We start from the raw sequence: 13,978 nt of genomic DNA, 5'->3' as shown, positions 1-13,978 counted from the left end.
AACGTTTCGTTACACCTTAGTCCATTCACCTACTGCCGCAGGCACGAAGAATGCTTACCGCTCGGTCAGGTTTTACCGATTATTTGCGCCCTGGCCTGTAGAATGCCGCCATTGCACCTGATGAGAACGCACACATGTACGACTGGCTCAACGCCCTGCCCAAGGCCGAACTGCACCTGCACCTGGAGGGTTCGCTGGAGCCCGAGTTGCTGTTCGCCCTGGCCGAACGCAACAAAATCGCGCTGCCATGGAGCGACGTCGAAACCCTGCGCAAGGCCTACGCCTTCAACAACCTGCAGGAGTTTCTCGACCTCTATTACAAGGGCGCCGATGTCTTGCGCACGTCCCAGGATTTCTACGACCTGACCTGGGCCTACCTGCTGCGTTGCAAGGCGCAGAACGTGATTCATACCGAGCCGTTCTTCGACCCGCAGACCCACACCGACCGCGGCATTCCCTTCGAAGTGGTGCTCAATGGCATCGCCAGCGCGCTCAAGGATGGCGAGCAGCAACTGGGTATCACCAGCGGCCTGATCCTCAGTTTCCTGCGCCACCTGAGCGAAGAAGACGCACAAAAGACCCTCGACCAGGCGCTACCGTTCCGCGACGCGTTTGTCGCCGTGGGCCTGGACAGCTCGGAAATGGGCCACCCACCGAGCAAGTTCCAGCGCGTGTTCGATCGCGCCCGTGGCGAAGGCTTCCTGACCGTCGCCCATGCCGGCGAAGAAGGCCCGCCTGAATACATCTGGGAAGCCCTCGACCTGCTGAAGATCGAGCGTATCGATCATGGCGTGCGCGCCATCGAAGACGAGCGTCTGATGCAGCGGATCATCGACGAGCAAATCCCCCTGACCGTGTGCCCGCTGTCCAATACCAAACTGTGTGTATTCGACGACATGGCCCAGCACAACATCCTCGATATGCTGGAGCGCGGGGTGAAGGTCACGGTGAACTCGGATGACCCGGCGTACTTCGGTGGTTATGTCACCGAGAATTTCCATGCGCTGCACACCTCGCTGGGCATGACCCAGGACCAGGCCCGACGCCTGGCGCAAAACAGCCTGGATGCACGCCTGGTCAAGCCCTGACCCTCATCTGTAGGAGCCGGCAAGCCGGCTCCTACAAGGCCGCTATCCGGGCAATTTCCAGGCGCCCGGTCTCGGTGACCTGCAGTACGCTCGACTCATTGATGGTTTTCAACCAGCGCGACTGCATGAACAACTGCAACAACCCCGCCCCCAATGCCCCGCCCAGGTGTGGCTGCTGTTCGCTCCAGTCAAAACAATTGCAGGCCATCGTCGAGTAACTGTGCTGGGCCAGGGCCTGGGTAAAAATGCCATGCTCGGCCAAATGGCGTGCGCCCAGGGGCGTCACATGGATCCGCTGTTCAAAGCGTTCAATCCACTTCGCCAGCACCATGCGTTGATAAAGTGCGGCCGCCATTTCCCCACCCAGATGGTCATGGCAAAGCCGCGCCTGACGCAACGGAGCCGGCGCCAGCAATGCCGTCACCGGCCGGCAGGGCGCACCGCGCGCCACGCTGGCCATTGTGGTACTGGCCAATGCATCGACTGCCGCGCTCACGTCCGCCGCCGCCATGCGGAAGAAGCGTTTGCGCCCGCGGGCTTCAATGCGCAGCAATCCCCCCGCCGCCAACCGGGCCAAATGCGCATTGGCCGATGACGCCGACACCCCCGCCAACCTCGCCAGCTCCTCGGACGGCTTGGCCGTGCCGTCCATCAATGCCCAGATCATCGCGGTGCGCTTGGGGTCGGCCAGCAAGGTGGCGATCTGGCTGATGCAAGGTGCCTGTTCCATATACTCACTCCCTGTTGAATCGTTGGTCTGCTCCGTTTCGCGCAAAAGTATAAGTGTGTAAGCCGCCGATTCCGTGGCGTCTTACAGCCAAATCAGCGACAGAAACTGCCTGAATTTTCCTGAATCCTCTGAGGTTATTGCGTAGTCCCCCGCCGTTCAGGCAACTGCGCACTCAAACTCCCACAACGTGCCACGAGCATTTCACGCAGGAGGTTGATCGGTTTGCTCAGTTGTGCGCGATGGGCGCACAGCAGGTTGAGCGGTGTACGCTCACCCTGCAGCTGTGGCAAGAGCAACTGCAGGCGGCCGGCCAACACATCGGCGCTGACATCCAGCCAGGACTTGTAGGCAATGCCCACCCCGGCCACGGCCCAACGCCGTACCACATCGGCATCGTCGCTGAAACGGTCGCCGCTGACGGTCAGGCCGATTTCCCGCCTGGCATCTTGAAAACGCCAGTGGTCGTGTACCCGGCTGCCGAGCATATAGAGCAGACAATTGTGCTGGGCCAGCTCTTCCAGATGATGCGGCTCGCCATGCCGGGCCAGGTAGCTGGGGGCCGCGCACAGCACCCGGCGATTGTCCGGCGCAACCGGCAAGGCCACCAGGCTCGAATCCTCGGGCTCGCCGTAGCGCAAGGCGATATCCACCGGCTGGCGGAACAGATCGGCGATCCGGTCACCCAGCAGCAGGCGCACACTTAACTGCGGATGCTCGCGTTGGAACTCGTCCAGCCACGGCAACAACAGGTTGCGTCCGAAGTCCGAAGGCGCCGAGAGTTGCAGGACACCGCTGACATGATCCTGGCCGCTGGCCAGCAGACGCCGGCCTTCATCCAGTTGGCTCAACGCGCCACGGGCGTACTGCAAGAAACCTTCGCCCTCGGCGGTCAGGCGCAGGCTGCGGGTGGAGCGTGCCAGCAAGCGCACGCCCAATTGCTGCTCGATGCGTTTCAACGCAGCACTGGCCACCGCTGCCGACATATCCATGACCCGCGCGGCGGCCGACAAACTCCCCAAATCCGCCGCCCGCACGAACAACTGCAAATCATCAAAACGCAGCATGGCCATCGCCCCAAGGGATTATCAAAAAAAAATTGAAAGAGACTGCTCTTTTAGCGGGTTTTATCTGCCAGAGAAATAGCCAATGATCTGTCCATTCCATTCCTCACTCTCTGGACCCCTCATGAAAGCCATCGCCTACTACGCCGCATTGCCGATCGACGACCCCAAGTCCCTGCAAGATATCGAGTTGCCCGAACCAGTGGCCGGCCCGCGCGATCTGCTGGTGGAAGTCAAAGCCATCTCGGTCAACCCGGTCGACACCAAGATCCGCCAGAACGTCGCCCCGCAAGACGGTGCGGCCAAGGTGCTGGGCTGGGACGTGGCCGGCGTGGTCAAGGCCGTCGGCAGCGAAGTCACGCTGTTCAAGGCCGGCGACAAGGTGTTCTACGCCGGCTCCCTGACACGCCCTGGCGGTAACAGTGAATGGCATACGGTGGATGAACGTATCGTCGGCCATATGCCCAAGAGCCTGGGTTTTGCCGAAGCCGCCGCCCTGCCGCTGACCGCCATCACCGCCTGGGAACTGCTGTTCGAGCGCCTGCAAATAACACAAGGCAAGACCGATCAAGGCCAGAGCCTGCTGATTGTCGGCGCTGCCGGCGGCGTCGGGTCGATCCTGACCCAACTGGCTGCGCAACTCACCGCACTCAAGGTGATCGGCAGCGCCTCGCGCCCGCAAACCCAGGCCTGGGCCAAGGACCTGGGGGCCGACCTGGTGGTCGATCACCGCCAGCCCCTGAGCGAAGAGCTCAAGCGCGCAGGCCACGCCCAAGTGACCCACGTCGCCAGCCTGACCCAGACTGACCAGCATCTGGACCAGTTGGTCGAAGCCCTCGCCCCCCAGGGCAAACTGGCATTGATCGATGATCCCAAGTCGCTGGACGTGACCAAGCTCAAGCGCAAGAGCCTGTCGCTGCATTGGGAGTTCATGTACACCCGCTCGATGTTCGAGACCGCTGACATGATCGAGCAGCACAACCTGCTCAATCGAGTGGCCGAACTGATTGACGCCGGCACCCTGAAAACCACGGTGGGCGAACACTTCGGCGTGATCAATGCGGCAAACCTGCGCCGGGCCCATGCGCTGCTGGAAAGCGGCCAGGCCAAGGGCAAAATCGTACTGGAAGGTTTCTAAGACAAAGGCTCTATCAGTGTCGTCCGTTATCGCTGTGAGTAACGGATGACACCGCTAGTCAGACACTTGATCCTTGTCATATTTGTGAGCGTATTCGGGTTTATATTGGCCGCCTTTGCCACGCAATCTTTTACGTGAGGAAGTCAGCAATGAAGATCCTGATAAAAGCGTTAGCAAAATCCCAAGGCAACAAATGGCAGGTCCGCCTGGACCATGACACCTTTACCTTCCGCACTGAAGCCGAGGCCCGCGCCTTCGCCAGCACCCTGCAAAGCAGGATCCAGGCGCCCCATCGCTTTCCCCAGAGCCAGCAGCGCGCTACTGGCTGAAAACGCCGTCAGACCTGCGCTTGCAAGGCTCGCTGCCGTTGCAGGCGCTGGGTCAACATGGCCACCACTACCGCCAGCACCCCGCACAGGCTGATGACGATCGACATCGGCATGGCCGTGCCGTCGTGCAACGCCCCCACCAACGATGCCGCACCCGCCGCCACGCCAAACTGGATGCAGCCCAGCAGTGCCGAAGCGCTGCCAGCCCGTGCGCCCTGGCCGCTCATGGCGCACGCCGAGGTATTGGGCATGATGCAGCCCAGGCTGGCGATACACAGGAACAGCGGCACCAGCAGCGGCCACAACGCTTCGGTATGCAAGGCACTGACCGCCAGCAACGCCAGCGCCGCCACGAGGTAGACCCACACCGTGCGGGTCAGCAAAAACGCCGGGCCGCGCTTGGACAAGAGTCGCGCATTGAGCTGGGCCACCAGGATAAAGCCTGCGGCATTGGTGCCGAACAGCCAGCCATAATGCTCGGCCGGCACGCCGTAGAGCTTGATAAATACGAAAGGCGAACCGGCGATGTAGGCAAACATCCCGCCAATCGCGATGCCACCGGTTACGGCATAACCCAGGTACACCGGGTCAGCCAGCAGGCGCCCATACTGGCGCATTGCCCCGGACAACGGCTGCCGAGGCTGATGGGCCGGAAAACTCTCCGGCAGCCCCACCGCCACCGCCACACCAGCGCCCACACTGAAAACCGTCAAGGCGAGGAAAATCGACTGCCAACCCCACAGGCTGACCATCACCCCACCAAGCATCGGCGCCAGGATCGGCGCCAGCCCGACCACCAGCATCAGTTGCGAAAAAACCTTGGCCGAGCCCACCGCGTCGCACTTGTCGCTGACCACCGCCCGGGAAATCACCATCCCTGCACAACCGCCCAGGGCCTGGACGAAGCGCGCACCGATCAACCACTCCAGTGACGGTGCATAGGCGCACGCCAGGGAGGCCACGGTGAACAAGGTGACACCACTCAACAGCGGGATGCGCCGGCCAAAACGATCCGCCAGCGGCCCATAGATCAACTGGCCAATCGCCAGGCCAGTGAAGTACACCGCCAGGGTCAGTTGGATATGTTTTTCGTCGGTGCCGAAGGCTACGGCCATGGCCGGGAAACCCGGCAGGTAAAAGTCGATGGCCAGCGGCGCAAATGCGCTCAAGGCCCCCAGAATCAGAATTGTGCGAAGGTTCATCAGGCACCCGGAAGAGTCGGCAGCCCGACAGTCTAGCCGCGCTTGGGTGCCTTGAACATTATGTTAGCTCGCTACCTATTAAATAATCAGGCGAGCTTGGCACTGTAGCCTTCTTCGGTGATCAGGCTGATCACTTCCTCCGGCGACAAACGACTTTCCACACCGACTTCCTTGGCTGCCAGATTCACATTCACACTGGCGGCCGGGTCCTTGGCTTGTACCGCTTGGGTCACTGCCCGAACGCAGTGGCCGCAGGTCATTCCTTCAACGCTGAATATTTGCATGACATGACTCCTTGAGTGAGGTTGCCCCTAGTCTCATCCTTGCCACGATGGCAAGGTCAAGCGCTGAAAACCACAGCCGGGCTGGTATTCCCTGACGACGTCGGCCAAGCTGCAACCATCCACGATTTGAAACCCGGAGAATTCATCATGCGCTGGTCGCTTTTTGGCCTTGTCAGCCTGTTGAGCCTGTTTGCCGCAGCCCCCCAGGCCAGTGCCGCCGAGGACTATGCGGTGCTGATCATTTCCAGGGAGCGCCTGGAAGTGCCCACCAACTGTGAGATTGGCCTGTACGTCAATGACCATCTGGCCGGGCGGCTGTTCCAGGAGCAGGCCACCTCGTTCAACTTCCCTGCTGGCCGGGTTTCGCTGCGCCTCAAACTGCTGCCGGGCCAGGCCCCTGGCTGCCTGCCGGGGATGCTGGCACCCACGGCACAAGCTATCGAGCTTAAAGCCGGCGATGTGCGCAAGCTGCGCATTGCCCAGGGAGCGGACGGCATGTACCTCAAGGCCGCGAAGCTGGGCTATTGAGCTACACGCAAATCCCTGTAGGAGCCGGCTCCTACAAAAAAGCAGGACTGCGACGCGATACAAATAATGGAGCTTGACCTTCCTATCAGGTCAAGGTTGATCCTACAGGCAACTTCTCCTGGAGGAACGCCCCATGAACGGATCCACCACCTTCGACCTGCCGATCAGCGGCATGACCTGTGCCAGTTGCGCCGGGCGGGTCGAGCGCGCCCTGAACAAGGTGCCCGGCGTGCAGAGCGTCAGCGTCAACCTGGCCAATGAACGGGCCCATGTCGAGGTGACAGGCCAGATGGACCCCGCCGTGCTGATCGCTGCCGTCGAAAAGGCCGGCTACACCGCCACCCTGCCCCAAAGCGAAACCGCCACCCAAGCCAGCCAGGAACAGCGTCTGAAACACGAACGCTGGTCGATGCTGATGGCCATTGCGTTGGCGTTGCCCCTGGTCTTGCCCATGGTGGTGCAACCCTTCGGCCTGCACTGGATGCTGCCGGCCTGGGTGCAATTCCTGCTGGCCACCCCCGTGCAGTTCATCTTTGGTGCGCGCTTCTATGTCGCCGCCTGGAAAGCCGTGCGCGCCGGCGCGGGCAATATGGACCTGTTGGTCGCCATCGGCACCAGCGCCGGGTATGGCTTGAGTATTTACCAGTGGCTCACCGCCCCGGCGGGTGTTGAACCGCACCTGTACTTCGAAGCCTCAGCGGTGGTGATCGCCTTGATACTGCTCGGCAAGTACCTGGAAAGCCGCGCCAAGCGCCAGACCGCCAGCGCCATTCGAGCCCTGGAGGCCCTGCGGCCGGAACGGGCGATTCAGGTGATTGACGGGCGCGAGCAGGACGTTGCCATCAGCGCCCTGCGTCTCAACGATCTGGTGCTGGTCAAGCCCGGTGAGCGCTTCCCGGTAGACGGTGAAGTGGTCGAAGGCCAAAGCCATGCCGACGAAGCGTTGATCACCGGTGAAAGCCTGCCGGTGCCGAAACAGCCGGGGGATAAAGTCACCGGCGGCGCCATCAACGGGGAAGGCCGCTTGCTGGTACGCACCTTGGCCCTCGGTGCCGAGAGCGTGCTGGCACGGATCATTCGCCTGGTCGAAGACGCCCAGGCGGCCAAGGCGCCGATCCAGAAACTGGTGGATAAAGTCAGCCAGGTATTTGTGCCAACCGTGCTGGTGATTGCCCTCGCCACCGTGGTCGGCTGGTGGTTGTACGGCGCCCCCCTGGAAACGGCTTTGATCAATGCCGTCGCAGTGCTGGTGATTGCCTGCCCCTGTGCATTGGGCCTGGCCACGCCGACCGCGATCATGGCCGGCACCGGTGTTGCGGCCCGTCACGGGATTTTGATCAAGGACGCCGAAGCCCTGGAGCGCGCCCACGAAGTCAGCGCGGTGGTGTTCGACAAGACCGGCACCCTCACCTCCGGCGCACCGAAAATCGCCCATCTGAGTGCAGTCGATGGCAATGAGGCGTTGCTGCTGCAACAGGCCGGCGCCCTGCAACGCGGCAGCGAACACCCCTTGGCCAAGGCCGTGCTGGACGCCTGTAATGAGCAAGGCCTGCCGGTTGCCGATGTCAGCGCCAGCCAATCCCTGACCGGACGCGGCATTGCCGGCACCCTGGACGGGCGGCAACTGGCCCTGGGCAATCGGCGCATGCTCGATGAGTCCGGCTTGTTGCCGGGAGACCTGGCCGCCAACGCCAGCGCCTGGGAGGCCGAGGGTCGCACCTTGTCCTGGCTGATCGAGCAAAGCCCACAGCCCCGGGTGCTGGGCCTGTTTGCCTTTGGCGACACCCTCAAGGACGGTGCCCTGCAGGCCGTACAGCAGCTCAAGGCGCGGCATATCAGCAGCCACTTGTTGACCGGCGACAACCGCGGCAGCGCCCGGGTGGTGGCACACGCGCTGGGCATCGACGATGTACACGCCGAAGTGCTGCCCGCCGACAAAGCCGCCACCGTTGCCGAGCTGAAAAAGACCGGTGTGGTGGCCATGGTCGGCGACGGCATCAATGACGCCCCGGCCCTGGCCGCCGCGGATATCGGCATCGCCATGGGCGGTGGCACCGACGTGGCGATGCATGCAGCGGGTATCACCTTGATGCGCGGCGACCCGCGCCTGGTGCCCGCCGCCCTGGAAATCAGCCGCAAGACCTATGCAAAGATTCGGCAGAACCTGTTCTGGGCCTTTGTGTATAACTTGATCGGCATCCCCCTGGCCGTGTTCGGCCTGCTCAACCCGGTATTGGCCGGCGCCGCCATGGCCCTGTCCAGCGTGAGCGTGGTCAGCAATGCGCTATTGTTGAAAACCTGGAAACCCAAGGATCTGGAGGATCACCGTCAATGAACATCGGCCAGGCAGCCCGGCAAAGCGGCTTGAGCGCCAAGATGATTCGCTATTACGAGTCCATCAACCTGCTCAAGCCCGCCCATCGCAGTGACAGCGGCTATCGCCTGTATGGCGATGACGACCTGCACACCCTGGGGTTTATCAAACGCTCGCGGGACCTGGGGTTTTCCCTGGAGGAAGTCGGCAAGCTGCTGGAGCTGTGGCAGGACCGGCAACGGGCCAGTGCCGACGTCAAGGCGCTGGCGCGCCAGCATATCGAGGAGCTGAACCACAAGATCCGCGAACTGGGGCAGTTACGCGATACCTTGCAAGACCTGGTGGAGCACTGCCAGGGCGACCACCGGCCGGATTGCCCGATTCTCAAGGAGTTGGCGTCAGGTAGCTGTTGCGGATCCAACTGACCGAACACAAAACCCAATGTGGGAGCGGGCTTGCTCGCGAAGGCGGTGTGCCAGCCAACAAATCTGGCACTGATACACCGCTTTCGCGAGCAAGCCCGCTCCCACATTTTTAACCCCCAGTGTGCTGGGCGATCACTGCATCCAAGGCGGCGGCGGTTCTTCCGCCGGCTTGCCCGGTGGCGCATCGTCTGCGGCACGGATCGCCTGGCGTCGCTCTTCGTCAAGCCGCGCCGCTTCGATCTCACGCATCACGCCGCCGACGTCCGCCAGTTCTTCCGGCTCGTCGAACTCGCCGGTCAGCACGCTGGCCGGGTGCAAGGTGCCGGCTTCGTACAGCGCCCACATTTCCTTGGCGTACTTGGTCTTCTTCAATTCCGGGGCAAAGCGCCCGAAATAGGAAGCCATGTTGCCCACGTCCCGCTCCAACATGCTGAACGCATGGTTGTTGCCCGCTGCATCCACCGCTTGAGGCAGGTCGATGATCACCGGGCCCGTCGGCGTCAGCAGCACGTTGAACTCGGACAGGTCACCGTGCACCAGACCGGTACACAGCATCAGCACGATCTGCGAGATCAAGAACGCGTGATACTCACGGGCCTGATCCGGTTCCAGCACCACGTCATTGAGCCTTGGCGCCGCATCGCCGTATTCGTCGGCCACCAGTTCCATCAGCAACACGCCTTCCAGGAAGTCGTAGGGCTGGGGCACACGCACGCCGGCGCCGGCCAAACGAAACAGAGCCGCCACTTCGGCGTTCTGCCATGCGTCTTCGGTTTCTTTCTTGCCGAACTTGGATCCCTTGGCCATGGCCCGGGCCTGCCGGCTGTTGCGGACTTTGCGGCCTTCCTGGTATTCGGCCGCCTGACGAAAACTTCGTTTATTCGCCTCCTTGTAGACCTTGGCGCAACGTAACTCGTTGCCGCAGCGCACCACATAAACAGCTGCTTCTTTACCACTCATGAGTGGGCGCAGCACTTCGTCGACCAGACCGTCCTCGATCAGGGGTTCAATGCGTTTAGGAGTCTTCATCAGCTTTTATTGTGGGTCCTTTATTACCAAACACGCGTATGGCACTCGTTATACGGCAATCCTCGCACAGCGGGGAGAGGGTAACGAGCTCTGATCTGCTAAAGAATGCATCCAATATGCCAGATTAATCCGACAAAGCCGCCATTGTTCGGGGCGTGCGGATGATAGCCGAGATCAACGCTCAATGATCGCCGTCACGCCCTGCCCGCCCGCCGCACAGATCGAGATCAGCCCGCGCCCCTTGCCCGCTGCGTCCAGCAGCTTGGCCAGGTTGGCGACAATACGCCCCCCGGTGGCAGCAAAGGGATGCCCGGCGGCCAGGGAGCTGCCCTTGACGTTCAGGCGGCTGCGGTCAATGGCGCCCAGCGGCGCGTCCAGGCCCAGTCGGGTCTTGCAGTAATCGGCGTCTTCCCAGGCCTTGAGTGTGCACAACACTTGGGCGGCGAAGGCTTCGTGGATTTCGTAGTAGTCAAAATCCTGCAACGTCAGGCCATTTCTCGCCAGCAAACGTGGCACGGCATACACCGGTGCCATCAACAGCCCCTCGGCACCGTTGACGAAATCCACCGCCGCCGCTTCGCCATCACGCAGGTAGGCGAGGATCGGCAGGCCACGCTCCTTGGCCCAGGCTTCGCTGCCCAGCAGCACCAGAGACGCGCCGTCGGTCAGCGGCGTGGAGTTGCCAGCGGTAAGGGTGCCCTTTGCACTGCGCTCAAAAACCGGTTTGAGGCTGGCGAGTTTTTCCAGGGTCAGGTCCGGGCGCAGGTTGTTGTCACGGGTCAGGCCGAGGAACGGCGTGAGCAAATCGTTGTGCCAGCCCTCGGCGTAGGACGCGGCCATCTTCTGGTGACTGTCCAGGGCCAGTTGGTCCTGTTCGTCGCGGGGTATCTGCCAGGTCTGAGCCATCAGTTCGCAATGCTGGCCCATGGACAGGCCAGTGCGCGGCTCGCCATTGCGCGGCAGTTCCGGCTTGAGGTGCTGGGGACGAAGTTGTAACAAGACTTTTAACTTATCCGTCATGGATTTGCTGCGATTGGCTTGCAGCAGGATCTTGCGCAAGCCTTCGTTCACCCCGATGGGTGCGTCGGAAGTGGTATCCACACCGCCGGCGATCCCACATTCGATCTGGCCCAGAGCAATTTTGTTGGCCACCAGCAGCGCCGCTTCCAGCCCGGTGCCGCAGGCCTGTTGAATGTCATAGGCCGGGGTTTGCGGCGACAGGCGTGAGCCCAGCACGCATTCGCGGGTCAGGTTGAAGTCCCGCGAATGCTTGAGCACTGCGCCTGCGGCCACTTCGCCCATGCGCAGGCCGTGCAGGTTGTAGCGCTCGATCAAACCTTCCAGGGCCGCGGTCAGCATGGCCTGGTTACTCGCCGTGGCGTAGGGGCCATTGGAACGGGCGAAGGGGATACGATTACCGCCAATGATCGCGACACGGCGCAGTTGAGTCATGGAAAGCTCCCTGTTAGGTGGTAGGTGCAATCCTGAGCCTAGACTAGGAACGACTGTCACCTGTTGATGGTCCACCCTTTGAACCCCAGCAGCCGGAGAGCGTTCCATGTCTGACCGTTATATCGACTTCGCCAACTCAAGCCTCGGCCATCGCTTGGTCTCGGCCGTGGGCCTGCCGTCCCCGGTACGCCTGGAGCGCTGGCAAGCCGGACGCCTGCGCCCGGTGGAGGGTGCCCTGCTGTTGGGTGGCGGCCCGCTGGCGGCCCAGGTGCTGGGGTTTGCCAATAAACTCACCGAAGCCATCTACCGCTACGGGCCCGAGCCGTTGCAGGCCGCCGCGTGGATTCCCGGGCATGGTCCCAAGCTCAAGGCCGTGCTGTTCGATGCCAGCCATTTGCAGCACACCGATCAACTCAAGCAACTGCGCGAATTCTTTCAGCCGCTGCTGAAAAATCTCGATCACAGCGCACACCTGGTCATTCTTGGCCGCCCCCCAGAAAACCTCGGCGAACCGTTTGCCGCCAGCGCCCAGCGCGCCCTCGAAGGTTTCAGCCGGTCGCTGGCCAAGGAGCTGCGCAACGGCGGCACCCTGCAATTGCTGTATGTCGGCGAAGGCGCCGAGCCTCAGCTGGAAGGCGCGCTACGGTTTTTCCTTTCGCCCAAAAGTGCCTACATCAGCGGCCAGGTGCTGCGCCTGAGCGCCTGCCCGACCCAGGTGCATGACTGGACGCGTCCGCTGGCCGGGCTCAAGGCCCTGGTGACTGGGGCCGCCCGCGGGATCGGCGCCTCGATTGCCGAAACCCTGGCCCGCGACGGTGCCCAAATCGTATTGCTGGATGTGCCGCAGGCCAAGGCCGACCTTGACGCCCTCGCCGCTCGCTTGGGCGGGCGTGGCATTGCCCTGGATATCTGCGCCGATGACGCCGCCACACAGTTGATCGAGCAGTTGCCGGACGGCATCGATATCGTGGTGCACAACGCAGGGATCACCCGCGACAAGACCCTGGCCAACATGACGCCGGAATACTGGGACGCCGTCTTGGCGGTCAACCTCAACGCCCCACAAGTGTTGACCAAGGCCCTGCTCGACAGCGGCACCCTGCAGGACAATGGCCGTGTGGTATTACTCGCCTCCATCAGCGGCATTGCCGGCAACCGCGGGCAAACCAACTACGCCGCGAGCAAGGCCGGGTTGATCGGCCTGGCCCAGGCCTGGGCGCCGCTGCTGGCGCAACGGGGTATCAGCATCAACGCGGTTGCCCCGGGCTTTATCGAGACCCAGATGACCGCGCACATTCCTTTCGCCCTGCGTGAAGCCGGACGGCGCATGAGCTCACTGGGCCAGGGTGGCTTGCCCCAGGATGTTGCCGAAGCAGTGGCCTGGCTCGGCCAGCCGGGGTCAGGCGCGGTCAGTGGCCAGGCGTTGCGCGTATGCGGGCAAAGCCTGCTGGGAGCGTAACCATGTTGTGGCACACATTACCCAGCAGCCCGGCGCTACCACCGCTGTACTGGCGCGCCGCGCTCAAGCGCAAGATCACCGGCACCACGCTGCCCACTTCAGGGCTGCATTGCCGGGTACAGGTCAATCCCGCAGCGGTGGCGGCCTATCGTAAGGTCTGCGGGTTTGCCGAGAGCCCGGTACTGCCGGCAACTTATCCACACATCCTGGCGTTCAGCCTGCAGTTGCAATTGCTGACGGCGCGGGAGTTTCCTTTCCCGCTGCTGGGGTTGGTGCATTTGAGCAACCGCATCCGTGTGTTTCGCCCCATGGGCGGGGTCAGCGATGTGCGGGTCAGTGTGCACACGCGCAACCTGCAACCCCATGCCAAGGGCGCGACGTTTGACCTGATCACCACCGTTGAAGATTCCCTGGGTTTGCTGTGGGAAGGTGAAAGCCAAATGCTCTGTCGCGGGGTGAAACTCGATGGCGAGGCGTCAGAGCAATCCCTGGCAGCGCCCAATACGGTCAGCGAGCTGACCCGCTGGCGGGCGCCGTCCGACATCGGGCGGCGGTACGCCCGGGTGTCCGGCGATTACAACCCGATCCACTTGAGCACCATCACAGCCAAGCTGTTCGGCTTCCCCCAGGCGATCGCCCATGGGCTGTGGAACAAGGCCCGCACCGTGGCAGCCCTGCATGAGCATCTGCCCACGGCGAATATCGAGATCTACGTTGAATTCAAGAAACCGGTACGCCTGCCTGGCGAGGTTATCTTGTTGAGCAGTGCACCCGGTTCCAGCGGTGAGTTGCAACTCAAGGGCAGTGGCGATATCGAACATATGCTTGGCAAGTGGCAGCCAATTGCCTGAAACCGGGACAATCTGCTGATTAATTGTATATATACACCCTAAGTCATAGCGGGCTATCGATAGCCCGCTAACTTATTCAACTTGTTGA

Annotated in this window: 14 protein-coding genes; 8 read left to right on the top strand and 6 right to left on the bottom strand. The window is 62.2% G+C overall.

The window, feature by feature from the left end:
• Positions 1 to 134: 134 nt before the first annotated feature.
• Entirely contained in the window at positions 135 to 1,088 is a 954-nt protein-coding gene (locus tag HZ99_RS20910) for an adenosine deaminase (protein ID WP_038445749.1), read from the top strand.
• A 31-nt stretch (positions 1,089 to 1,119) separates the two neighbouring features.
• Here HZ99_RS20910 and HZ99_RS20905 read toward each other — a convergent pair whose 3' ends face one another.
• Complete coding sequence (locus tag HZ99_RS20905; protein WP_038445747.1) at positions 1,120 to 1,818, bottom strand: ArsR/SmtB family transcription factor; 699 nt, start codon at positions 1,816 to 1,818, stop codon at positions 1,120 to 1,122.
• 134 nt (positions 1,819 to 1,952) lie between these two features.
• Entirely contained in the window at positions 1,953 to 2,882 is a 930-nt protein-coding gene (locus HZ99_RS20900) for a LysR family transcriptional regulator (protein WP_038448143.1), read from the bottom strand.
• 121 nt (positions 2,883 to 3,003) lie between these two features.
• On the opposite strand from HZ99_RS20900, the gene HZ99_RS20895 reads away from it, so the two are divergent.
• Complete coding sequence (locus tag HZ99_RS20895) at positions 3,004 to 4,017, top strand: zinc-binding alcohol dehydrogenase family protein (protein WP_038445746.1); 1,014 nt, start codon at positions 3,004 to 3,006, stop codon at positions 4,015 to 4,017.
• Between the two features lie 149 nt (positions 4,018 to 4,166).
• Positions 4,167 to 4,346 carry a hypothetical protein gene (locus tag HZ99_RS20890; RefSeq protein WP_038445743.1) on the top strand — a complete coding sequence of 60 codons (180 nt, stop codon included), beginning with the start codon at positions 4,167 to 4,169 and terminating at the stop codon, positions 4,344 to 4,346.
• Positions 4,347 to 4,354: 8 nt separating this feature from the next.
• Here HZ99_RS20890 and HZ99_RS20885 read toward each other — a convergent pair whose 3' ends face one another.
• Positions 4,355 to 5,548, bottom strand: a complete 1,194-nt coding sequence (locus HZ99_RS20885) for a multidrug effflux MFS transporter (protein ID WP_038445741.1) — start codon at positions 5,546 to 5,548, stop codon at positions 4,355 to 4,357.
• Between the two features lie 86 nt (positions 5,549 to 5,634).
• Positions 5,635 to 5,832 (bottom strand): heavy-metal-associated domain-containing protein, encoded by a 198-nt coding sequence (locus tag HZ99_RS20880; protein ID WP_038445738.1) that lies wholly within the window; start codon positions 5,830 to 5,832, stop codon positions 5,635 to 5,637.
• Between the two features lie 147 nt (positions 5,833 to 5,979).
• On the opposite strand from HZ99_RS20880, the gene HZ99_RS20875 reads away from it, so the two are divergent.
• From HZ99_RS20875 to cueR, 3 genes are all read left to right on the top strand, one after another.
• Positions 5,980 to 6,360, top strand: a complete 381-nt coding sequence (locus HZ99_RS20875) for a hypothetical protein (protein WP_038445736.1) — start codon at positions 5,980 to 5,982, stop codon at positions 6,358 to 6,360.
• A 133-nt stretch (positions 6,361 to 6,493) separates the two neighbouring features.
• Complete coding sequence (locus tag HZ99_RS20870; RefSeq protein ID WP_038445734.1) at positions 6,494 to 8,695, top strand: heavy metal translocating P-type ATPase; 2,202 nt, start codon at positions 6,494 to 6,496, stop codon at positions 8,693 to 8,695.
• Positions 8,692 to 9,099 carry a Cu(I)-responsive transcriptional regulator gene (gene cueR / locus HZ99_RS20865; RefSeq protein ID WP_038445733.1) on the top strand — a complete coding sequence of 136 codons (408 nt, stop codon included), beginning with the start codon at positions 8,692 to 8,694 and terminating at the stop codon, positions 9,097 to 9,099. The genes HZ99_RS20870 and cueR overlap by 4 nt, the downstream gene beginning before the upstream one ends.
• A gap of 132 nt (positions 9,100 to 9,231) precedes the next feature.
• Here the strand turns inward: cueR and HZ99_RS20860 are convergent, their stop codons facing one another.
• Positions 9,232 to 10,128: a PA4780 family RIO1-like protein kinase gene (locus HZ99_RS20860; RefSeq protein ID WP_038445732.1), complete on the bottom strand. Its 897-nt coding sequence runs from the start codon at positions 10,126 to 10,128 to the stop codon at positions 9,232 to 9,234.
• A 174-nt stretch (positions 10,129 to 10,302) separates the two neighbouring features.
• Complete coding sequence (locus tag HZ99_RS20855; RefSeq protein ID WP_038445729.1) at positions 10,303 to 11,580, bottom strand: acetyl-CoA C-acetyltransferase; 1,278 nt, start codon at positions 11,578 to 11,580, stop codon at positions 10,303 to 10,305.
• A gap of 106 nt (positions 11,581 to 11,686) precedes the next feature.
• Here HZ99_RS20855 and HZ99_RS20850 point away from each other — a divergent pair, with 106 nt between their 5' ends.
• Together HZ99_RS20850 and HZ99_RS20845 are read left to right on the top strand one after the other, a co-directional pair.
• Positions 11,687 to 13,039, top strand: a complete 1,353-nt coding sequence (locus HZ99_RS20850) for a 3-oxoacyl-ACP reductase (RefSeq protein ID WP_038445726.1) — start codon at positions 11,687 to 11,689, stop codon at positions 13,037 to 13,039.
• Between the two features lie 2 nt (positions 13,040 to 13,041).
• A complete protein-coding gene (locus tag HZ99_RS20845) occupies positions 13,042 to 13,890 on the top strand; it encodes a MaoC family dehydratase (RefSeq protein WP_038445723.1) in 849 nt (282 codons plus the stop codon).
• The last annotated feature ends 88 nt before the right edge of the window (positions 13,891 to 13,978 follow it).

Origin of the sequence: Pseudomonas fluorescens, assembly GCF_000730425.1 — a bacterium.
GTDB classification, from domain to species: domain Bacteria; phylum Pseudomonadota; class Gammaproteobacteria; order Pseudomonadales; family Pseudomonadaceae; genus Aquipseudomonas; species Aquipseudomonas fluorescens_X.
This window is presented reverse-complemented; position numbering and strand designations above follow the sequence as displayed.

What these genes read in the sequence shown, in the direction of transcription:
- HZ99_RS20910 (WP_038445749.1), top strand. Translation starts at nt 135, where the DNA reads ATGTACGACTGGCTCAACGCCCTGCCCAAGGCCGAACTGCACCTGCAC.
- HZ99_RS20870 (WP_038445734.1), top strand. Translation starts at nt 6,494, where the DNA reads ATGAACGGATCCACCACCTTCGACCTGCCGATCAGCGGCATGACCTGT.
- HZ99_RS20860 (WP_038445732.1), bottom strand. Translation starts at nt 10,128, where the DNA reads ATGAAGACTCCTAAACGCATTGAACCCCTGATCGAGGACGGTCTGGTC.
- HZ99_RS20890 (WP_038445743.1), top strand. Translation starts at nt 4,167, where the DNA reads ATGAAGATCCTGATAAAAGCGTTAGCAAAATCCCAAGGCAACAAATGG.
- HZ99_RS20895 (WP_038445746.1), top strand. Translation starts at nt 3,004, where the DNA reads ATGAAAGCCATCGCCTACTACGCCGCATTGCCGATCGACGACCCCAAG.
- HZ99_RS20900 (WP_038448143.1), bottom strand. Translation starts at nt 2,882, where the DNA reads ATGCTGCGTTTTGATGATTTGCAGTTGTTCGTGCGGGCGGCGGATTTG.
- cueR (WP_038445733.1), top strand. Translation starts at nt 8,692, where the DNA reads ATGAACATCGGCCAGGCAGCCCGGCAAAGCGGCTTGAGCGCCAAGATG.
- HZ99_RS20845 (WP_038445723.1), top strand. Translation starts at nt 13,042, where the DNA reads ATGTTGTGGCACACATTACCCAGCAGCCCGGCGCTACCACCGCTGTAC.
- HZ99_RS20880 (WP_038445738.1), bottom strand. Translation starts at nt 5,832, where the DNA reads ATGCAAATATTCAGCGTTGAAGGAATGACCTGCGGCCACTGCGTTCGG.
- HZ99_RS20885 (WP_038445741.1), bottom strand. Translation starts at nt 5,548, where the DNA reads ATGAACCTTCGCACAATTCTGATTCTGGGGGCCTTGAGCGCATTTGCG.
- HZ99_RS20850 (WP_038445726.1), top strand. Translation starts at nt 11,687, where the DNA reads ATGTCTGACCGTTATATCGACTTCGCCAACTCAAGCCTCGGCCATCGC.
- HZ99_RS20855 (WP_038445729.1), bottom strand. Translation starts at nt 11,580, where the DNA reads ATGACTCAACTGCGCCGTGTCGCGATCATTGGCGGTAATCGTATCCCC.
- HZ99_RS20875 (WP_038445736.1), top strand. Translation starts at nt 5,980, where the DNA reads ATGCGCTGGTCGCTTTTTGGCCTTGTCAGCCTGTTGAGCCTGTTTGCC.
- HZ99_RS20905 (WP_038445747.1), bottom strand. Translation starts at nt 1,818, where the DNA reads ATGGAACAGGCACCTTGCATCAGCCAGATCGCCACCTTGCTGGCCGAC.